The organism is Gilliamella sp. W8128, from assembly GCF_016100545.1.
GTDB lineage: Bacteria > Pseudomonadota > Gammaproteobacteria > Enterobacterales > Orbaceae > Gilliamella > Gilliamella apis.
Map to the genome: position 1 here is coordinate 176,408 of NZ_JACFSE010000002.1, position 22,779 is coordinate 199,186.

At 33.5% G+C, this 22,779-nt stretch carries 14 protein-coding genes, 1 other RNA gene and 1 pseudogene; 13 read left to right on the top strand and 3 right to left on the bottom strand.

What is annotated here, in order from left to right; translation table 11 throughout:
• The first annotated feature begins 190 nt into the window (after positions 1-190).
• Both H3U97_RS02440 and H3U97_RS02445 read left to right on the top strand, forming a co-directional pair.
• Positions 191-1,090 carry a glycyl-radical enzyme activating protein gene (locus H3U97_RS02440; RefSeq protein ID WP_198197913.1) on the top strand — a complete coding sequence of 300 codons (900 nt, stop codon included), beginning with the start codon at positions 191-193 and terminating at the stop codon, positions 1,088-1,090.
• Between the two features lie 14 nt (positions 1,091-1,104).
• A complete protein-coding gene (locus tag H3U97_RS02445; protein ID WP_065577612.1) occupies positions 1,105-3,537 on the top strand; it encodes a formate C-acetyltransferase/glycerol dehydratase family glycyl radical enzyme in 2,433 nt (810 codons plus the stop codon).
• A gap of 90 nt (positions 3,538-3,627) precedes the next feature.
• Here H3U97_RS02445 and H3U97_RS02450 read toward each other — a convergent pair whose 3' ends face one another.
• Positions 3,628-4,491 (bottom strand): aspartyl protease family protein, encoded by an 864-nt coding sequence (locus H3U97_RS02450; protein WP_198197916.1) that lies wholly within the window; start codon positions 4,489-4,491, stop codon positions 3,628-3,630.
• A gap of 380 nt (positions 4,492-4,871) precedes the next feature.
• Between H3U97_RS02450 and H3U97_RS02455 the strand changes: the two genes are divergently transcribed.
• The 3 genes from H3U97_RS02455 to H3U97_RS02465 all read left to right on the top strand — a co-directional run bounded on the left by H3U97_RS02455 (position 4,872) and on the right by H3U97_RS02465 (position 9,827).
• Positions 4,872-5,615 (top strand): DNA-binding transcriptional regulator YciT, encoded by a 744-nt coding sequence (locus H3U97_RS02455; protein ID WP_065577675.1) that lies wholly within the window; start codon positions 4,872-4,874, stop codon positions 5,613-5,615.
• A 606-nt stretch (positions 5,616-6,221) separates the two neighbouring features.
• Positions 6,222-8,876 (top strand): bifunctional uridylyltransferase/uridylyl-removing protein GlnD, encoded by a 2,655-nt coding sequence (gene glnD / locus H3U97_RS02460; protein ID WP_198197918.1) that lies wholly within the window; start codon positions 6,222-6,224, stop codon positions 8,874-8,876.
• A 27-nt stretch (positions 8,877-8,903) separates the two neighbouring features.
• Positions 8,904-9,827, top strand: coding sequence for an AEC family transporter (locus tag H3U97_RS02465; RefSeq protein WP_065577615.1), 924 nt, complete (start codon positions 8,904-8,906; stop codon positions 9,825-9,827).
• A 79-nt stretch (positions 9,828-9,906) separates the two neighbouring features.
• Here the strand turns inward: H3U97_RS02465 and H3U97_RS02470 are convergent, their stop codons facing one another.
• On the bottom strand, positions 9,907-10,575 hold the full coding sequence (locus tag H3U97_RS02470; protein WP_198197919.1) for an HD domain-containing protein: 669 nt from the start codon (positions 10,573-10,575) through the stop codon (positions 9,907-9,909).
• A 343-nt stretch (positions 10,576-10,918) separates the two neighbouring features.
• On the opposite strand from H3U97_RS02470, the gene mprF reads away from it, so the two are divergent.
• Both mprF and H3U97_RS02480 read left to right on the top strand, forming a co-directional pair.
• On the top strand, positions 10,919-13,522 hold the full coding sequence (mprF, locus tag H3U97_RS02475; RefSeq protein WP_198197921.1) for a bifunctional lysylphosphatidylglycerol flippase/synthetase MprF: 2,604 nt from the start codon (positions 10,919-10,921) through the stop codon (positions 13,520-13,522).
• A 4-nt stretch (positions 13,523-13,526) separates the two neighbouring features.
• Positions 13,527-14,807 (top strand): virulence factor family protein, encoded by a 1,281-nt coding sequence (locus H3U97_RS02480; RefSeq protein WP_198197923.1) that lies wholly within the window; start codon positions 13,527-13,529, stop codon positions 14,805-14,807.
• Between the two features lie 59 nt (positions 14,808-14,866).
• On the opposite strand, the gene H3U97_RS02485 is transcribed toward H3U97_RS02480, so the two are convergent.
• Entirely contained in the window at positions 14,867-15,763 is an 897-nt protein-coding gene (locus H3U97_RS02485; RefSeq protein ID WP_255548068.1) for a DMT family transporter, read from the bottom strand.
• A 569-nt stretch (positions 15,764-16,332) separates the two neighbouring features.
• On the opposite strand from H3U97_RS02485, the gene H3U97_RS02490 reads away from it, so the two are divergent.
• The 6 genes and pseudogenes from H3U97_RS02490 to H3U97_RS02525 all read left to right on the top strand — a co-directional run bounded on the left by H3U97_RS02490 (position 16,333) and on the right by H3U97_RS02525 (position 22,754).
• Positions 16,333-17,313: a D-glycerate dehydrogenase gene (locus H3U97_RS02490; protein WP_198197927.1), complete on the top strand. Its 981-nt coding sequence runs from the start codon at positions 16,333-16,335 to the stop codon at positions 17,311-17,313.
• Between the two features lie 64 nt (positions 17,314-17,377).
• Positions 17,378-17,742, top strand: a transfer-messenger RNA (tmRNA) gene (gene ssrA, locus H3U97_RS02495).
• Between the two features lie 187 nt (positions 17,743-17,929).
• Positions 17,930-19,120, top strand: a pseudogene (locus H3U97_RS11535) (integrase domain-containing protein).
• Positions 19,121-19,869: 749 nt separating this feature from the next.
• Complete coding sequence (locus H3U97_RS02515; protein ID WP_198197935.1) at positions 19,870-20,862, top strand: hypothetical protein; 993 nt, start codon at positions 19,870-19,872, stop codon at positions 20,860-20,862.
• Positions 20,846-21,121 carry an ABC-three component system middle component 6 gene (locus H3U97_RS02520; protein ID WP_198197937.1) on the top strand — a complete coding sequence of 92 codons (276 nt, stop codon included), beginning with the start codon at positions 20,846-20,848 and terminating at the stop codon, positions 21,119-21,121. The genes H3U97_RS02515 and H3U97_RS02520 overlap by 17 nt, the downstream gene beginning before the upstream one ends.
• Positions 21,087-22,754 carry a DUF2326 domain-containing protein gene (locus H3U97_RS02525; RefSeq protein ID WP_198197939.1) on the top strand — a complete coding sequence of 556 codons (1,668 nt, stop codon included), beginning with the start codon at positions 21,087-21,089 and terminating at the stop codon, positions 22,752-22,754. The genes H3U97_RS02520 and H3U97_RS02525 overlap by 35 nt, the downstream gene beginning before the upstream one ends.
• The last annotated feature ends 25 nt before the right edge of the window (positions 22,755-22,779 follow it).

The following is a 22,779-nucleotide window of genomic DNA, read 5'->3' on the forward strand; positions in this document are numbered from 1 at the left end:
TTGTTTTTACATTCCGATTAAAACATAAAATTCTTTCGTTCGAAATATAAAACTCCTTCAAAAGAATAATTACATTTAAAATATGTGATCTAGATCTTATTTTTGATTTTAATAGCAAAAAATGTGATCTATATCACAGACACTTTCGTTCGAAAGTTATTAATATGTAGAAAAAAGATTGGGGCTGTGTATGATTTTTAATTTACAACGATATTCCACTCATGATGGACCCGGAATTCGAACAGTTGTCTTCTTAAAAGGTTGTTCTTTGGGATGTTTTTGGTGTCAAAACCCAGAAAGTCAATCGGCTAAGCAAGAAATTCTGTTTGATGAAAGGCTTTGCATTAATGATTGCGAACTTTGTGTTGCATCTTGCCCAAATTTAATCAAAAAATCAAATGGCAACATTCAGATCAATCGGAAAGCTGCCGAACAAGCAGATTATCAAAAAATACAAAATATTTGTCCAAGCTTAGCATTAACCGTCTGTGGTGAATCTTTATCTGTTGAAGAGGTTATGCAAACTATTAATAAAGATAGCCCATTTTACGAACGTACCGGTGGCGGAGTAACTTTGTCAGGTGGTGAACCATTTATGCAACCAAAATTAAGCCAAGAAATTTTAACTGCGTGTAAACAGCAAGGCTACCACACAGCTGTTGAAACTTGTTTACATGTGCCATGGAAAAATATTGAAGCTTCATTGCCATATTTAAATCTGTTCCTGGCGGATTTAAAACATACTGACGAATCTATTTTTTATGCATGGACGAAAGGTTCAGCTAAACGTATTTTAAAAAACTTTGAACTTTTAGCGAATACAAACAAAAAAATCACTATCCGAGTACCACTAATTCAAGGATTTAATGCTGATGAAAAGTCGATTAAAAGTATTGTCGATTTTGTCGCTAGCGAAATACCGACTGATGAGATTCATTTTTTACCGTATCACACCTTAGGTATAAACAAATACAAAATGCTCGATCTGCCTTATCACGCACCTAAAGAGCCACTAAACGACGCAAATATCATAGATTTTGCAACCAACTATGCTAAACAAAAACAGTTAACCGCTGTTTTACGAGGATAATCAAGGAGAACCTTATGTCTACGCTAGATCTTACTACCGTCACACCACGAATTAAAGCCCATAAAAATGCATTAATTCATATTATTAAACCACCAATTTGTGTTGAACGTGCAGAACATTACACTGAATCATACCAAGAACATTTGGCACAACCGGTTGTATTACGCCGCGCTTATGCATTAGCTAACCATCTAAATAAAAAAACAATTTGGATAAAACATGATGAATTAATTGTTGGTAACCAAGCCAGTTCGCCAAGAGCTGCACCAATATTTCCTGAATATACTGTTGGTTGGGTTGAAAAAGAAATTGATGTATTAGGTGAGCGCCCAGGCGCAGGGTTCGAAGTCACCGAACATGACAAGGAAGTTTTACACCGAGTTTGTCCGTGGTGGCATGGTCAAACCGTACTTGATCGCTGTTATGCACTATTTAGCGATGAGCATAAATCATTACTCGATACTGTTATGATCAAAGCCGAAGGTAATATGAACTCTGGTGATGCTCACCTTGCCGTTAATTTCCCATTTATTTTGGAAAAAGGGATTGATGGAATTATTGACAAAATTAAAGAACGTCGTAGTCGAATTAATACTACTGATTTTGACGATTTCCACAAAGATCACTTCCTAAAAGCGTCTGAAATCTCAATGCAAGCCATGAGTAAATATATTGAACGTTATGCCGAATTAGCGCGTGAAATGGCTGCTAAAGAAGAACGTTCATGGCGTAAAGATGAATTATTACAAATTGCTAAAAACTGTGATGTTATCGCTCATAAACCACCGCAAACATTCTGGCAAGCAATCCAATTATGCTATTTTGTGATGTTATTGTTACAAATCGAATCAAATGGTCACTCTGTATCATTTGGTCGTATGGACCAATATCTCTCTTCATGGTACGAAAAAGATGTTGAACAAAACAAATCTTTATCACGTGAAGCAGCTATTGAGTTATTACATAGTTGTTGGTTAAAACTTTTAGAAGTTAATAAAATTCGCTCAGGTTCACACTCAAAAAGTTCAGCGGGTAGCCCAATGTACCAAAACGTAACAATCGGTGGCCAAAAATTAGTTGATGATGTCCCTGTTGATGCGGTTAACTCATTATCTTATGCCATTTTAGAGTCTTGTGGACGATTAAAATCAACCCAACCTAACTTAAGTGTACGTTATCATTCAGGTATGAGCGATGACTTTTTAGATGCTTGCGTGCAAGTTATTCGCTGCGGATTTGGTATGCCAGCGTTTAATAATGATGAAATAGTTATTCCTGAATTTATTAAACTCGGCGTAGAACGCCAAGATGCTTATGAATATTCGGCAATTGGTTGTATTGAAACAGCAGTCCCGGGTAAATGGGGTTATCGCTGTACCGGTATGAGCTTTATCAACTTTGCTCGTGTTGCGCTAGCAACGTTAGAAGGAGGTAAAGATGCAACTAGTGGTGTCGTTTATTTACCGCAAGAACAAGCATTAAGTAAAAATAACTTCAAAAGTTTTGATGAAGTCAAAGCACAATGGGACAAACAAATTCGCTACTACACTCGAAAATCAATCGAAATTGAGTATGTGATTGATACCATTTTAGAGGAAAATGCCCACGATATTATCTGTTCAGTATTAGTTGATGATTGTATTGAACGTGGTAAAACACTTAAAGCTGGTGGTGCTAAATATGATTGGGTATCAGGCTTACAAGTAGGACTTGCCAATACCACTAACAGTCTTGAAGCAATTAAAAAACTAATTTTTGATGAACACACCATCAAACAATCAGATTTAGCTAAAGCATTAGCGGAAAACTTTGAAGGTTCTGCTGGCGAGCAACTACGTCAACGTCTACTCAATGGTGCACCAAAATATGGTAATGATAACGATGAAGTTGATTATCTTTTAGCTGAACTTTATAACTACTATATTGACGAGTTAAAAAATTATCGCAACCCTCGTTATGGTCGTGGTCCAATTGGTGGTACTTATTATGCTGGTACTTCATCTATCTCTGCCAATGTACCATTTGGCGCTCAAACCGCTGCAACACCTGATGGTCGTAAAGCATGGACGCCATTAGCCGAAGGTGCTAGCCCATCTTCAGGTACAGATACCTTAGGACCAACAGCGGTATTTAACTCATTAGGTAAATTACCAACGGATAAAATTCTTGGTGGTGTACTGTTGAACCAAAAACTCAACCCATCAACTTTAGATAATCCGCGTGATAAGTTAAAACTCATGATGATGCTAAGAACATTCTTTGAAGTACACAAAGGATGGCATGTCCAATATAATGTTGTTTCACGTGATACCTTACTTGCAGCGAAAGCACATCCGGATCAGTATCGTGATTTAGTTGTACGTGTTGCCGGTTATTCCGCATTCTTTACTGCCTTATCACCTGATACTCAGGATGATATTATCGCCAGAACAGAACACGTTATCTAATTAATGATAATTATAAACCTCAGAAATTTAAAGACCTACTCTTGTAGGTCTTTTTTATCGTTTAATCATCAATATAAATTTAAGATAAAATTATTTTGTCACAACCGGTTGGATCCACATTTGCTTATTTTTAAAATCAATTTTAACTCTGTTTTTACTTAAAAAGTCAGCGCCTAATAATCCGTCAGATTGAAATTCATTAGGAAATGAATCAATTATTATTGGCAGAACGCTATCATTCGCGACATTATTCACATCAAGTGATATAGATTTAAAATCATCTTCAGGATCGCTTATTTTAATTGATTCTGGTGACAGCGATTGTTGTTTGATGAGTGATACCGTCGCTCCTGTATCTAAAACCATTTTATAATTCTTGATACCGTCAGACAGAGTGACGACCAAACCTTCATCATTTAAATCAAAGGGGATAGCAACCCAATTTGGATTTAAGTCGGTTGAAGTATCATCTGATATCGTTATATTACTTTCCGGATAATTGATAGTTAATACGTTACCATCAAACAACCCAAGCCCAATAACAGGTTTATCTTCATCTGTATCCTCACTATCATCAATAGTCGGATCGCTTGAAATAACTAATCCCCAATCCTTATATTCAACCACTTGCACCTTGTTAAAGGTAAAAGAATTTAATTCTAACTTGTTGACAATAAATGATTTAAGTTCTGTGACACCCCCAGAAAGATCAATCGATCTGATTTTTTCAGAGTTTTCCGTTTTATTAGGAATCTTATTAATTAAATCCATTGGTAGATGTAAAGCTATTTTCGAACCGGTATCCAAGGTCATGGCAATTTGTTCACCTTGAAAATCCATCATGATTAAAGGTAAATTATATTTGTCATCAAAATTTAGATCCCAAGTGACTTCAGCACTTTGTGCAAAGCGGCTGATAAACAGCATGATTAGAAATAATATTTTTTTATTCACTTAACTTACCTCATTGTATTCTCATTCTTAATATACCTTTCTGATTGAGACTTATTAAAATTATTTATCCTTTGCGGCTTTAGCCATATTAATTGTTTCAAACATACATACAATAACAAGTTTTCTATAACGTAATTTAGCTGTTATTGCTACTGATCATTCAGCGTCCTTTGAGGTATGACAAACTGTGATACTAGATAATATTATTGTCAAAAAAGAAATCTAATTTATAAATTCATTCAAAGACCGACAAACGTCTTTTGTGCCACTTTTATAATGACAAATACGATTTAATTCATTACTATCTTTCTGTAAAGTAACTACTTATATTTAAATATAAAGATATGATGATTTAATAGCAGGTGACTATGCTTTATTTAATGAATGAACGACAACAAGAGATTATTTATAAAGTGAATGAACTAAATCAAGTTAGTGTCAATGATTTAGCTCAGCAATTTAATGTTTCTGTTGTCACCATTCGTCATGATCTTAATTTTTTGGAACAAAACGGTTATTTAAAACGAGAACATGGTTATGCTGTTGCAGTAGATAGTGATAATCTCGATGCTCGTATGAAAATCAAGTTCCCACTGAAACAAAAAATAGCCGAATATGCAGCGTCACTTGTCAATAATGATGAGCACATTTTTATTGAAGGCGGAAGTACCAATGCCCTGCTCGCAAGACACTTAGCCTATACTCGCCGTATAACTTTAATAACATCCAGTTATTACATTGCTCAACTATTGAAAAATACCGATTTAAAAGTAATTTTGATTGGTGGCGAATATCAAAAAAATAGTGAAAGTGTAGTCGGTGAGTTAGCTTGTCTAGCAATAAAACATTTACATTTTGATAAAGCTTTTATCGGTATTGATGGATTTTTACCCTCCACTGGTTTTTCAGGCCGAAACAAAATGCGTACAGAATTAGTTAATACTATTTTAACTAAGCCAAGTGAAAACATTATTATCACGGATTCATCAAAATTTGGTCAAAAACAATCTTATCAGTTATCACCTCTTGAAGCGATTAATCGAGTAATTACCGATCAGGCAATCAATATCAAAGACGAACAATATCTAATAGAGAAAAAAATTATTGTCGATAAAGTTATTTAGTTAACAACAAATCATACTATTTAGCACTAACTTAGTTTACGAGGGAATAGGCTTAAAATTGTCAAAATTTCCTATTTTGTCGGTCAAAAAAACACCTTTGCTCAACATTTTTTTATTTAATAAAACTCTAAACAACAGATAATCAACCTTTATCTAATAACTAAAACACTCAATAAGTTAATTGAGTAAAAAATCAAGCTTAACTGATTTAATACTCTTATTTACCCACAATAAATCATATTTGATGGCATACACTCCTCAATTATTTTTACAAAATCTTAAATGACACATTTTATAAGCAGTGGCATAACTATGTTTATCAACTCGTTTTTATTGTTAATAATTCTAAATACGTTGTGTCATGGAGCATTCACATTAAGTTATTTAACTCACTATTTTTCCTAAATAAATACTATTTGACGGTATAGACTCCTCAATTATTTTTACAAAAAATATTCACTCATCAATTTTAAAATTACTAATGAATCGAATAAAACATTATTGCTTAATGTTATTGTATGAAAACTGTTATCATTCCAGCTTGACACTGCTTTAAAATCGGTGGACGATATAACAATTTGATTTTGCTAATTTGATATGATAACTATGACAGATGCGCATTTGTTTTATTCTATCTCTCCGCTTGATTTTAGTGATGAGCAAATAACTGTTCCCTATCTAAAACAGCAACTAAATGCGTTTCAACAATGGTCAGTGACTCAGTTTAAAAATAACGCCGATATTGATGACTTAGTTCATCTGCGCAGTCAGTTTATTGATCAGCTACTTCAACGATTATGGCATTATTATCAAATTCCTGAACAAGTTTCATCGCTGTTTAAACAAAATCGCATTGCACTGATTGCAGTTGGTGGTTATGGTCGAACCGAACTTCATCCATTATCCGATATTGATATTTTGATACTAAGTGATAACTCACTAACCAAAGAACTGGAAAAACAAATTGGTGATTTAGTCCGTCTACTTTGGGATCTGCATTTGGATATTGGCCACAGCGTTAGAACGTTAAAAACCTGCTTGCAAGAAGCTAAAAATGATATCACTATCATGACAAACTTAATTGAATCAAGATTAATTGCCGGAAGTGAGTCATTACTTAATAAGCTCCGCAGTGAAATTTTTAGTGATAAAATCTGGCCTTCTCCTGCTTTTTATCAGGCCAAAATGCAGGAGCAACAAGAAAGACACCAACAATATCACAGCACTACCTATAATTTAGAGCCAGATCTAAAAAATAGTCCAGGTGGTTTACGTGATATGCAAATCATCCAATGGGTTGCAATCCGACATTTTGGCGGAGAGTTTTTAAAAAAAATTGCCCAGTTTGACTATTTAACGCCAGAAGAAGTGGCCGAATTTAAGACTTGCCGCAAATTTTTATGGCGCATGCGCTTTGCGCTTCACTGCGTGATCAACCGCTATGACAATCGTTTATTATTCGATCGTCAACTAAGTATCGCTAAAATGTTGGGCTATAGTGGTGAAGGCAATACACCGGTTGAAAATATGATGCATGATTATTATCGTGTTGCACATAATATTACCGAACTCAACCAAATGCTTTTACAACTATTTGATGAGTCATTATTAAAACGTTATTCATCACAAAAGACCTATGATATTGATCAACATTTTCAAATCAGAGGCAACCTAATTGATGTTAAACATAACAGCGTGTTTACTGATAACCCACTGATGATCCTCAATCTGTTTTATACAATTTTGCTTAACCCGCAAGTTACAGGATTATATTCAAATACGATTAGGCAACTTCGTTCTGCAAGGCGAAAACTCAATTATTTACTTAGTGAAACGCCAGAAGCAAGAACATTGTTTATGAAAATAATCAAACATCCAGATGCAATTAAAAAAGCCATTTTGCCAATGCATCAATATGGTATTTTGGCGGTGTATATACCTGGTTGGCAACAAATCTCAGGCATGATGCAATTTGATCTGTTTCATGCTTATACGGTCGACGAACATACTATCCGCTTATTGCTAGAACTCGATCGTTTAAAAACCGAAGTGGGTAAAGAAAAACATCCTAATAGTTCAACAGTATTTGCCAAACTATCTAAACCTGAATTACTGGTAATAACGGGATTATTCCATGATATTGGCAAAGGTCGACATGGTGATCACTCGGAAATAGGCGCTAAATTAGTCGAATCTTTTTGTCAATTACATGAACTTGATGCGAAAGATACCGATTTGATTGTTTGGTTAGTTCGTTATCATTTATTGATGTCGGTAACTGCGCAAAGTCGAGATCTCCAAGATCCCGATGTTATTCGCGAATTTATTCAATTAGTAAAAAGCAAACGCCGTTTACATTATTTACTCTGTTTAACGGTTGCCGATGTTTGTGCCACTAATGAAACCTTATGGAATAGTTGGAAGCAGAGCTTAATGCGTGAGCTCTACTTAACCGCTAAACGATCATTTGATTCTGGCATTCATCAAATACCAGAACAACGAAGTGTTGCTCGTCAACATAAACAACAAGCACTAACTGAATTGCTGGCACAAAATTACGACGAGCAAACGATAAAAAACCTTTGGCAAGATTATCGCGTCGATTACTTTTTGCGCTATAGCGCTGAACAGATCGTTTGGCACGCTCAACTATTATTAAATCATGATTTGAGTCAAACATTAGTTTCGATTAATCCCAATCCATATCATGGTGGCAGCGAAATCATCATTTACTCATCTGATAGACCTTATTTATTTGCCGCAGCATGTAATGCGTTAAGTATGTTAAATTTGAGTATTCATGATGCATTGATTATTACCAATAAAAATGGATTTGCATTAGATACCTTTATTGTGCTTGAACCTAATGGACAAATTGTGCCAGAAAATCGACACCAAGATATTATCCAAGCGCTGCATAAAGTACTACATCAATCGGTCTACAAAGGTGTGACAATAAAACCCGCTAAACAGCGACTACGTTCATTTTCTGTACCAACACAAGTCAACTTTATTTCGTCATTTAACGAAAATCAAACTTATATGGAACTCATTGCGCTTGATAAACCAGGTTTACTTGCTTGCGTTGGTGAAGTGTTTGCAAAATTAGACTTATCGCTAAGCAGTGCTAAAATAGCCACAATTGGCGAACATATTGAAGATCTGTTTATTCTAACCGATAAACACAATAAAGCCCTTGATGATAACACCTGTCAAAAACTAACCGAGTCGATAGTTGAAACTATTGATTCAATAAATTAATTAACCAAAAAGTTTAAAGTTAAAATTATGCAATTTTTCCTTATTTTGTTTCCTATTTTTTGTATTTTTATTGTTGGATTTATTGGTCAAAAGATTCTTAATTTTGATGTTGCTAATCTTTCAAAAATGTCGCTATATGTGTTATCGCCCTTTTTGGCATTTAAAACATTTTATACACATACCTTAACCAGCGATTATTTAATCTATATTGCTTATCTTATTGGACTCTGTTTTTCCTTGGTAGTTATTGTCAGCATCTGGTCAATGATAATGAAGTATTCGGTCAAACAACGCTGTGCAATGATTTTAAGTTCGTGTTTTATGAACAATGGTAATTATGGTACACCTGTATTACTGGTTTTTTTTGGCACGATCGGTTTTGATCTAGGTGTCATAATGATGGTGTTACAACAATTTGTTATGAGCACTGTTGGCATATATTATGCAGCCAAAGGCAGTACACATAGTGATATTGTCAGTCAAAAAGATGTTATTAACAAAGTAATTAGAATGCCGGTTGCCTATGGTGCCTTTGCTGGTATTCTTTTCCAACTGTGTCAAATACCATTATCAAAATCGATTATGACTTCAATTAGTATGATCGGTGATTCTTCCATTGTGATAATTATGATTATTTTGGGCATGCAATTGGCCAAAATCAAAATTAAACAACTTGATTATCCAAAACTTTCTTTTGCTTTAGTAACGAGGATGGTTATATCACCGCTGGTCGCTTTTGCAATGGTCTATTTTATGCCTATTACTCCAATGGCAAAACAAATCCTTATTGTTCTAGCGGCAATGCCAAGTGCTGCCAATACCACATTAATGTCAGTTCAATTTGATACTAACCCAGCACTGGTATCAAGTGCTACTTTAGTCAGTACTTTATTGAGTTTAATTACATTACCAATCGTACTCTCTTTAGTTGGTGCACCAATTCCATTTTAGATAGAAGCGATGCCTTAAAGAGTTTGAAAATCAGCTAGCTAAATCCTGATTAATCGTCAGGATTTAGTTTTGATAAGATTTAATCGTTACTCAGCCACTCTTGCTCAAATTGATTAACAAATTCAACTAAAATTTTATGCCGTTGTTCGGCGATCTGTTTAGCTGTGTCAGTATTCATCATATCTTTAAGTAAAAATAACTTTTCATAAAAGTGATTAATTACTGTATTTGGCTGTTTGTAATTGTCTTCATTAAGTTTTGTTCGCGGTGGAATGTTTGGATCGTGCATAATATTATGTTTATTACCACCATAATAAAAAGTACGGCCAATACCTATTGCGCCAATAGCATCAAGTCGGTCAGCATCTTGAACTATTTGTCCTTCCAACGATAACTCGTTTTTTTGTGAAAGATTTTTCCGATAAGACATATTTTCGATAATAGCAAAAATAGCATTAATCTCGTTAGTGGTTACCTTTAATAATTGCAGATAATCACGCAATTCAATTATTGCTTTATCAACATTCTCAACCACTTTCTCATCAATGACATCATGTAAGTAAGCACTCATCAATACAATAAATGCATCTGCTTGTGGCTGATCATTAAGGATTTTTTCGGCTAATTTTACAACTCGTTCAATATGCGCCATATCATGACCGGAAAAATCATGCGAAAGCTTTTGTTGAACAAATAGTTTAATCGAATTAAGAATTAGTTGTTGTTGAGCAGTTATTCGGTTGGTCATTTTATTAGGCTTAATTAAAAATGGTAATGATAGATTATATTTTATCGAGATATTATGTATATTACCGCAGTTAAAATCTAATCGCTATTGATGGTTTTAATTAACACTTTATAAGTCAGACATTTATTCTTGCATAAAACCACCAAAATCAATTTAAAATGAGTTAAAAATCATATTTAATATCATTATTGATGATTGTTTAGACTTATTTATCAAAAAATTCCTTGCATTTAATGTTTTTTTTATATTTTTTTTAATTTCTTTCGATTGTTTTCACTAATTGCGAAAGGTAGAATGCTCTAATTACAATTTATTATCCATGCAAATAACTGGAGTTGATTAAGTGAAAATATCAGCACGCAAAGTTTTGCCTTGGCAACTTATAGAATGTTTCACTCGATATCGTCAATTTATCGCTCTACTATTTGGCCTCACTATTTTTTGTATCGCACTGGTTGTGTGTTGGCATTTATTACAATCAATTAATCTTAGTGATTTACAATCAGCTCTGCATAAACTGCCTTACCATGCAATTTTACTAGCATGTTTATCGGCGATAGCGAGTTATATTATGTTGATGGGTTATGAATGGTCGGCTGCACGTTATGCAGGCGTTGATTTAAAACCATCGACAATAGCTACTGGTGCAATTTGTGCCTCCGCCATTGGTAATGCAGTCGGGTTATCCGCCCTATCCGGCGGTGCAATTCGTTGTCGGCTCTATTTTAAATATGGGTTAACCACCATAGATGTTGCTCGCATGTCGATTTTTGTTAGTCTTTCGTTAGGCCTTACATTACCCTTAATCGCCACAATTGCTGCATTAATACATATACAAAATACCATGCTAGCGCTACATATCTCGGCAATCACTATCGAATTAATCGCTAGTGTAGTATTGATCATTTATGCGGGTGTATTGTTATTTTTACATGCGCACCGATTAGCAGAAAAACCCAATAAAGATACTTGGCTATATCAAATTTTCCATTGGCAGATCCGTCTACCTAACTGGCAATTAGCCAGTGGACAATTTTTAATTACCTTAATCGATGCCATTTTAGCCGGTGCTATTCTCTATTTTTTACTCCCGAATCAACCAAACTTTATTACCTTTATCATGATTTATATCTTGGCATTAGTTGCTGGAGTACTTAGTCATGTCCCAGGTGGAGTTGGCATATTTGAAGCGGTTATATTAGCGGCATTTTCATCACAAATTAATACCGCATCATTAACGGTTGCATTAGTCATTTACCGTTTAATTTATATCATATTACCATTGATTCCTGCCGGAATTTTACTGCTAATTAACGAAGGAAAAAACTTTTTAACCGCACCACAAGTTAAAGAAACCGATACTGGTATTGCAGCAACGATTATGGCCGCCGCGGTATTTTTTGCCGGAGTAGTCATGATGTTTTCGAGTGTTACTCCTGGTTTTAATCATGATTTTGTCAGCACTTTTTTTCCGAAAAAAATTGTCAATTTTGCTCATTTAACCGCAAGTTTAATCGGGGTTTTATGTCTACTAATGGCAGTAGGATTACGCCGCAGACTTTACTCTGCATGGGGAATATCGGTTATATTATTGATAGTAGGCAGTCTCTGCTCATTGCTAAGAGGTTTACACTGGATCGAAGCAGCGACATTATTAGTAATAGCCATACTATTAATCAATTTTAGGCATGCTTTTTATCGTAAAAGCCGATTAAGTATTTTGCCTTTTTCACTAAAATCCTTTGTTATCAGTTTTGGTTTAATTGCCTTATTTGTTTGGCTAATCTTATTTATTTATCAAGATATTCCTTATAGCCATGATTTATGGTGGCAATTTGAATTAGATAGCCGAGTTCCCCGAGCATTACGGGCAGCATTAGGTAGTTTTATCTTATTGAGTGGCGTAATGTTATTTTGGTCATTTAAACCGGCATTACCTATCTTAACGATTCCGACTGAAGAGGAGTTAAGTGAAGCCTATCAAATCATGCTCAACTCAAAACAACCTGAAGGCGGATTAGCGATGAGTGGTGATAAGTCACTGCTCTTCAATCAATCACATACTGCTTTCATTATGTATGCAAGACGAGGAAGAAGCATGGTTGCGCTATATGATCCTATTGGCAATGATAGCGCTGCTCGGGCTGATTTAATCTGGGCATTTAGAGATCTTTGTGATCAACACCATTTACGTCCGGTTTTTTACCAAGTAAAAGCAAACAATTTACCATTCTATATGGATATCGGTCTTCGAATTGTCAAACTGGGCGAAGAAGCCTTAGTTAATTTAAAAGAGTTTGATTTAAATTCTAAGGGATATAAAGATCTTCGATATACTTGGAACCGAGGGCAACGAGATGGGCTTAGTTTAAGATTTTATCCACCGGGTACTGCACCAATTGATGAATTGAAAGCAGTTTCTGATGCATGGTTAAAAAACAAACATACCAAAGAGAAAAAATTCTCATTAGGGGCTTTTTCTAAATCCTATTTAGATAATTTCACGATTGCCGCGGTTGAGTACCAAGGTCGCATTATTGCTTTTGTGAATTTATTAGAAACCAAGCAAAACTATAGTGCTAGTATTGATCTAATGCGAGTTTTACAAGATATTCCAAAATCGACTATGGAGTTTTTAATGGTTGGTTTAATTTTACATTATCAAGAAAAAGGTTATCAGTATTTTAGTTTGGGAATGGTACCCCTTGCCGGCATGCAAAGAAGACGTGGTGCACCAATGATCCAACGCTTAGGCGCGTTAGTTTTTCGCCGTGGCGGACGTTTTTATAACTTCCAAGGTTTGCGTCGCTTTAAAGAAAAATTTGCCACCCATTGGCAACCACGTTATATGGCAGTTCCGGCAGGACTTGATCCTTTGGTCGCCTTAATTGATACCACCATGTTAATTTCAGGTGGCAAAACAACATTAACTAACCAGAAGAACTAATCAAATGAAAAAAATCATACTTTATGTTTTATTATTCATTATTTTAGTATTCATTACATTTTGTATTGTTATAGGTTGGTACAGTTATAAAAACCAACGAACTGCTTCAGTTAATACTGTTACAATTAATCAAAACTTTACTATCTTATCTGCTAGCCCCAAACAGCCAGCAGAAGCTTCGGCAATAATTGTTGCGACACGAGATAATCACTTTACCGCTAATCAATTATTAACCTTATCTGAATCAATGGGTGCTAAATTAGTGCAATTTGAATTACAACCACAAGGAAGTTGTGCCGAACAACAAACACGCTTTGAACAAGCGAAGAAGATCTTAAATGAGGATAAATTTATTGTTGCCGGCATGCAAGAAGGCGCAGCTTTCGCTTATCGTTGGTTAAGCAAACAACAAGATGATGATGCTAAAGCTTTATCCATTGAGTTTACTTTAGATCATAAAGATTGCGACGCACCTTTACCTGCACAAGCCAGCCATGGAACATGGCAGGTTATTTGGAACAATCCACCTGATGAACAAGTTGCTATTTTCCCTCGCCAACAAAAACAGATTAAAGTAACCACGTCAATTGGTGAGTATCAAGCGTCACCAACTGAATTATTAAGTTTACATTTATCCTCGATTTTATTTGGTGAGCATGAACCATTACCGGTGATTGAATTGCCAGCTAAAGCTAATCCACAACATCCGAATAGTGTTACCTTTTATTATTCAGGTGATGGTGGTTGGCGAGATTTAGATAAAGTTTCAGCAGAATATATGGCTTCACATGGTTATTCGGTGGTTGGTGTCGATGCGTTAAAACTTTTTTGGCAACATCGCTCGGTGGAACGTAGTGCTAAAGATCTGACTTATTTAATGCAGGAATACCGTGATAAATGGGGAGTGAATAAATTTGTACTAGCAGGGTATTCTTTTGGCGGTGACATCTTACCAGCGCTATATAATCGCTTATCCAAAGCAGATCAACAAAGCGTTCAAGCATTGATCATGATTGCTTTTTCCAAAGATGCTAATTTTGAAATAGAAGTCAGTGGTTGGCTGGGGCAATCTGGCGATGAAATGAAAACAGCACCTGAGGTTGCGCAGATTCCGGAAAAGAAATTATTCTGTATCTATGGTGCAGAAGAGAAAGACGATAGCGGTTGCCTACAACCGGAGATGAAAGGCGAAGCATTTCAACTACCTGGTGGCCATCATTTTGATGAAAATTATCAGCACTTAGGGCAAATTATTATGCAAGCTATCGACAAACGTATGCAATAAATGTGGCACTTTAGGTATTATTTTTTAAATAAAAGCATTAATAAAAAATTATAAAAATATTAATGCTTTTTAAGCTTGATTTTCCCTTCTGATAAGAATACGCCACCAAGCGTAAATAAGGTACCTATTGCCGCAATCCAGGTAAAAGGTTCATCTAAAATTAATACTGCATTAATAATTGTCAAAATTGGTACTAAATAGATATAGATGCTAATTTTGACCGCACCCACTAATTTTACCGCATAGTTCCAAGAGGCAAAGCAGATAGCTGATGCACCGACACCTAAGAATAAAATATTGATTAAATTGACGGGTTGATTAAATCTTGACAAATTCCATTCAAAATCAAACAAATACAGTGCAGGTAACATAAACATTAGACCGTAAAAAAAGAATCTTCGCGTCAACAAAATAATATTGTAACCATAGTTACTACTTTTTTTAGTTAAAATTGAATAACAGGCCCAAAATAGGCAAGCAAACACCGCCAATAAATCACCAAGCGGATTAACCGATAATACAAACTGACCATTAAAACTAATTAAGGCTATACCTATCATGCCGAATAGACAGCCAATATAAAACACTTTTGCTGGTTTTTCAGCCTTAAGGAAGAAGATGGCCAATATAGCAGTAAAGACTGGAGCTAGTGTGGTGATCACACCAACATTTGATGCTGTAGTATAGGTTAAAGCAATATTTTCACAGAGAAAATAACAAGTGACACCACTAAATCCAGCACCAAGGAACATCAACTCTTGTTTAATCCCCTGCCAGGCGAAAAAGCGAGGCGCTAACAACCAAAGCGTGGCATAGCCTAAGGTAAATCGGAAAAAGAGAATTTCAATCGGTTTAAAATCTGTCAGTAAAACTTTGGTGGCAATATAAGTGATTCCCCAAATAAACACTGTCATCAGTGCGATTAGGTGGCCTTTTGTCCTTGATGAAAATAACATAAAAATTCTCTCTGCTCACTTATTAGTATTTAAGCACCATCCATTACATTATTATTTAGTTACCAGACTAAATATGCCAAATAAATTGAGAATAGATAAAAGGCTTGATAATAATAAAAATAACACTATTTATTAGAATAATGAAAATCGCTAGATATTAACTTGCTGTTAATAATTGTTCAATATATTTTCATATATCGATTATTTATGTAGATTATATAATTCTATAGCAGGACTAGTTAGCACTAATAAAAATTGTAGGCAAAAAAAATCCACTCAAAAATGAGTGGAGGGCAAAAAAATGAATTAACGTAATCTGAATATATAGACAGACTAAATCACAAAAAGTTCCAACTAATTTCAAAAAAATTTAATATTTTTCTAAAAAATATTCTATTGAATTGATTTATATTAATAATTATTTTTAAAAATATTTAAAAAAATATAAATATTTCTCATTCTTCAGTACATAAAAACTAATTTGCTTTAAACTTAATTTCATTGCAAATTTAAATAAGCTAACGCTATACTGCGATAAAAATAGTCTATATAGCGATATAGGAGTATTTATGAAAAAGAATGTTGTTTTATTTAGTAAAATTCCAGCTGATCAACAAGAAAGACTAGCGCAAGCTTTCAATCTAACACTATTTCAAGGTGATCCTAAAACCGATATTAGTGGATTTATCCAAACATTAGCCAATGCTGACGGTATGATTGGATCTAATATTCCAACTCGAATTGATGATAATTTTCTGCAACAAACCCCTAAATTAAAAGCTGCGGCGACAATTTCAGTCGGTTTTGATAATTATGATTTGCCTGCGCTGAAAAAACATGGCGTCCGATTAATGAATACTCCGAAAGTTCTCACTGAAAGTACCGCTGATCTCATTTTTACCTTACTCATGGCTACTGCTCGTCGAACCGTTGAATTATCTAATCTTATTCATAATGGTGGTTGGAATAAAAGCATCACACCTGAGTATTTTGGTACAGATATTTATGGTAAAACCATTGGTATTTTAGGCATGGGCCGTATTGGTCAAGCCATAGCTAAACGAGCACATTGTGGTTTTGATATGAACATCATATATTATAATCGTTCAGCCAATACCTATGTTGAACAAGCCTATCATGCTAAACGTCTTGAACTAGATGATGTCCTTAAACAAGCTGACTTTGTTGTTATCATTTTACCGCTAACCGATCAAACAAAACAGCTTATTAATAGACAAAAATTAGCGTTAATGAAATCATCAGCTATCCTTATCAATGGCGCTCGAGGTCCGATAATTGATGAACAAGCACTCTATGAAGCATTAAAAAATAAAACCATTAAAGCAGCTGGTTTAGACGTTTTTGAAGTTGAACCATTAGCCAAAGATTCGCCATTATTAAAACTTGATAATGTTTTATTATCACCACATGTAGGTTCAGCCACCACTGAAACTCGATATGCCATGGCCAAATGTGCTGTTGATAATATTATTGCCGCATTAAAACCGGAAAAACCAACTGAAAATTGGGTTAATCCAGAAGTCGGGTAACTTGTATTACCACTTGAATTCACCTATAATGCCCCAATATTTTCTTTAAATACCAACCACAATTGGGGCTGATTCTGGATTCGACGGGATTTGCGAAACCCAAGGTGCATGCCGAGGTGCGGTAGGCCTCGTAAATAAACCGCAAAAAAATAGTCGCAAACGACGAAAACTACGCACTAGCAGCTTAATAACCTGTATAGAGCCTTCTCTCCCTAGCCTCCGCTCGTAGGACGGGGATCAAGAGGAGTCAAACCTAAACGAGATCGTGTGGAAGCCTTGCTTGGGGCGGAAGCATTAAATTTAATCAAGCTAGTTTATCAGTGGCGTGTTTGTCCGCAGCGGGTAAGCGAAATTCAAAGACAAACTACGCATGTAGTACCAAGGATGTAGAGATTTCGGACGCGGGTTCAACTCCCGCCAGCTCCACCAATTCAATAAACAGTAACATTCTTTTAAATCCTTTAAAACACATCAAAATCAGTAAATACAAGGCTTAAAGCCTATTTTGTTATTCATTAAGCATCAGTAAGATACATTTACAACCAAAAAGAATGGGGGGGTATATTTGGGGGTAGGATAAATTGTTCTTTTGATTAGATACCCCCAAAGGTGAGAAATGGCCATCAAAACTGCCCCTTTAACTGATACACAAATAAAATCATTAAAAGCCACAAACAAAGATAAAAAGTATTTTGATGGAGGTGGTCTTTTCTTATTGGTTAAATCGACAGGAGTTAAGTTTTGGCGATTTAAATATAAAAAACAATATCAAATAAAGAGACATTATTGTCTTTTGGTAAATATCCAGAAGTTTCGCTACAACAAGCGCGAAAACAACAAGACGAAGCGCGCGAATTAATTAAAAAAGGTATAGATCCTCAAGAACATAAGGCGGAACTAGAACAGCGCAAGCAAGACGAAATAACCAGTACATTTAAAAAAGTGGCTACTGACTGGTTTAAAGTTAAGAGTAGTAAAGGATTAACTGAAATTATATTAAAAGATATTTGGAACTCCTTAGAGTTACATATTTTCCCTTACATCGGTAATAGTTCCATCTTCAAATTAAAGGCAAAGGACTTCATAAAAGTTATGGAGCCATTAAGAGCAAATGGCAAATTAGAAACGATTAAAAGGCTTTGCCAACGCATTAATGAAATTATGTTTTATGCTGTGAATATAGGCTTAATTGAGGCTAACCCAGTAGTCAAGATTAAAGATGCATTTGAAATGCCCTACAAAATGACAAATGCCAACAATCAAAGCACAAGAGCTACCTTAATTTATGCAGGCTCTTGCTATGGCTAGAATTGAATTACAGACACGTTGCTTAATTGAATGGCAACTATTAACAATGACCCGACCCAATGAAGCTGTAGGGGTAAAATGGCAGGAAATTGACTTTAATAATTGTTTATGGATTATTCCTGCTGAAAAAATGAAAATGAGAAGAGAACATACTATCACTCTTAATAAGCAAGCTATGGCACTTCTATCAATCATGAAACCTATTAGCGGTCACAGGGAACACATTTTTCCAAGTCTAAAACCTCCCTTTTCTACTCCCATGAATAGCCAAACAGCGAATATGGCAATTAAACGAATGGGATATAAAGATAAGTTAGTGGCACATGGATTAAGAGCTTTAGCGAGCACAATATTAAACGAGCAAGGCTTTGACCCTAATGTTATTGAAGCCGCGCTTGCTCATGTTGATAGTAATAGCGTTAGACGGGCTTATAACAGAGCCACTTATTTGGAACAACGAAGGATAATGTTAGACTGGTGGGGCGACTTTGTCGAGTAAGCCAGTAAAGAGAATGTCTCATTGTCAGGTAATAGAACATTAAAAATAGTTAATGGATAAAAACATTAAAACTATAAAGCCAGTTGAAAGGCTGTTTTTTTATATCTATCCTCCTAAATATATTTAAAGTTTTGAATAAAAGTGTTCACTAGTCTACATCATTAATCTTATAAATTTCCTGCAATTGGGTATTAATATAATAGTTTTACAAACCTAAAAATTGTTAAATAACAGGGTATTACTTTGACTAACTTAATATTGGGATTGGTTTAACTTTGATGATTTACATAGACGTTAGGAAAACCATGAAACAAACATAAAATAAAAAGGTAAATCACTATTTTAATGATGTGCCAAAAACAAAATTAATTGTGTCGGTCGAGGAACTAATAGTAAATTATTTTGATAAATTAATATTTTACAAACACCAAACCAATAGAAACCACTCTGATTTAGTGAGAATGGCTATTATTGAGGAATTGAAAATAGATAACAAATGTTTTTAATTATCAGCTGATTTTGTATGGTTGTGTATAATTAGTCATAATTATATATTGTGATTTATGTTTTTTGTTCGTATGATTTAAATATTACATTGAGTAAATCTATCGGTATATTAGCTATTAAATTATGAAACTACACTAGTATAGATAGATTTCTACCTAAGAAATAATAGTTGGGGTTAGTGGATAAAGAATATGTGGTAAGTTTAAAAATTTATTTATAAAATTCTTGAAGGAGTCTATTAATTGGATAAGTATGATTATATTGAAAATATTGTGATATTTCTTAGGGGAGTAACAGGAATTAACTTCCAGATACAGATCAAAAATGTATTATACGATTACTATAAATCTATAGGAAAGCAATATGAAATGCCCGATTTTTATGGTGGAGATGATAAAAATGATGGTTGTATTATTTCAGATGGAATATTTTATCAAATATATTCTCCAACGCGATTAACAAGTTCTCTTAAAAAAAATATACAGGACAAGTTTACAGAAGATTTAAATGGGTTATTAGAAATTATTTATAAAGAAAAAAAATGGGGTGGTAAACTAAAAGAGTTTATATTTCTTATTAACACTCAAGATAATAACCTTCCTCATGATAGCGAAAGATTTTTTGACAAAAAAGTAATTGAACTCAAGAGGCAATACGGAATTAATTTTAATTATAGGGTTGTTAATACAGATTATATAAGAGAAATTTTACAAAAAATTGATAATATTGATATATTAAAGAGTATTTCTGCTTCTATGCGAATCAAATCTCTGATTGACGTAAATGCAGTAAATGAAAAGATAATTATAGATCTAATAATAAGTATATCAGGAAATTTAGCTGATAGATCAATGATTGATAATTTAAGTAGTTCATATGATAGAGTCTCTCCCAGTAAAAAAATAGATATAAATGGGTTAACTGAAATAAAAAAAGAAATTGAGACTATTATAGCTAAGCTTGATGTGGTTGAAAAATCCATTAATATTATTAACCAAAATATTATTTTTGAAAATAAATTTGAAAGAGTGAAAAATTTTATTATTGATAAATATAATAAATTATCTGAGACAATGAGCGGTGTATCATTGTATGAAGCTTTAATCGATGATGTTCTTCTTCACACTCAAGAGGTATGGAATTTAAAAACACCCATGAAATTTCTTATTATTTATATTTTTGATAAATGTGATATTTTTGAAAAAGTGGACAATATAAATGATTCTACCCAATAAATATATTACGTTAACAGAAAGTTTTATAGGGTTGAGTGCAATTCTTTTGGATACTATTAACAGTGAAGAGTTTACAATTGAAAAATTGTGGAACGAGTTTAATAAAAAATATATCAAAAAAGATAAATTAAAAAAACCACCAACTTATCAAAAATTTATTTATGTCCTTGAATTTATGTATTTATCAAAGATGATTTCTTATAATGAAAAAGGTGAGATTTTAAATGAAAATATTGAAATTAAAAATCAAAACGCCTAAAGATGAAATTATTAAAGAAATAAAATTTTATCAGTCAGGTGTATCTTATATATATGGTGATATTAAATATCCTGAAAAATTAGGGGCAACCATAAATAGTTTAGGTAAAACTTTATTACTTAAATTTATTGATTATATTTTTGGTGCAAATGAAGATAAAAAAGTAATAAAAGAAGCTATTAACGGTTATAAATTAGAAGCTATTGTATTACATAATTTCAAAGAATTTAAAGTAACAAGAATATTAGGAAATCCAGATAGTATATATATCAATAATGAAAATGTTACATTAACTGATTATAAAAAACATTTTAGTATCAGACGAAGTCTGTACAATAAACAGCTTATCTTAAATAAAAAATCAACGGAAATAAGTTATATAACACATGCCAGTAAAGATGATGTTATTAGTTGCCTTGAGTTGCTAGGTTTATCAGATATTTTAGATAAAATAGATAATATCTATAAATCGCAAGATAGAATTCAGGAACTGAAGAAGAATAAAAAAGAATTGATTTCTTTTTATGGGGAAGTTGATGTAAAACAAATTGATGAACAAATCTATTTTATCGATAAAGAAGTTGAAAGATTAGATATTGATTTAGAAAAAATTGCTCAAAATATAAAATCTATTGAAATCTCAGACATCCAAAAAAATATTGTAGATGAGTATTCATTAAAAAGTAATCAACTGAAGAAATTGAAAACTGAGTATGAAATAAAAAAATTCGAATGTGAGCGATTAGATCAATTTATTGAGGATTCCAACAAAGTTGATATTTCAAGTAAACATCTTTTAGCTATTTTTGAAAAGGCTAAACAAGAAGTCCCTGAAATGGTTAAAAGGAATTTTCATGAAGTTGAAGAGTTTCATAAATCTGTATATGAAGAAAGAAAAGAATTTTTAAACCAGAAAAAAGATAAGATTCTATTAGAAATGGGTTTATTGAATAACGATATTGAACAATTATCTAATGAAATCGATAGCATTGGAGCTATTATTTCGAAGAATGAAATCTATCAAGAATCTATTGGATTATATGAAAAATACAGTAAAGAGTTACAAGAATTAAAATATAAGCAGGGAAAACTTTCACAAGTAAAATCGATTGATAATGAGATTTTCAATGAAAATGCTAACCTATCTAATTTTTTTAACGAAGCTATACAATTAAGAAAAAATCATGAAAATCTTATTATTACATATAGAAATTTTATCTTCGATATAGTCAAAACAATATATACTAATGATGTGACCTCTTATTTTGATATAAGAATTAGACCAAAGAACTTAAAAAATAGACCGGTTATTTTTGAGTTTACATTGAAAGGTGATGCTGGAGAGGGAGTCGGTGAGGTAAAGAAAAACCTCATGGATTATTTAATCTGTATGTACTCTAATTATTTAGAAATTCTTATACAAGATTCATCTTGTTATAATGGAATAGATCCCCGCCAAGTAACAGGAATGTTAAATGTATTGCATGAAATAGGGACTTCAACAGATAAACAAATAATTGTTGCAATAAACAAATATCAGCTAGGTAACTATAAATCATTTATAGAAATGGTAGAAAAGAATAGCTCCGTTATATTATCAGAGCAAAATAAGCTACTAGGTGTTGATTTTTAAACCTAAAATTCTTTTCGGAAGTGTT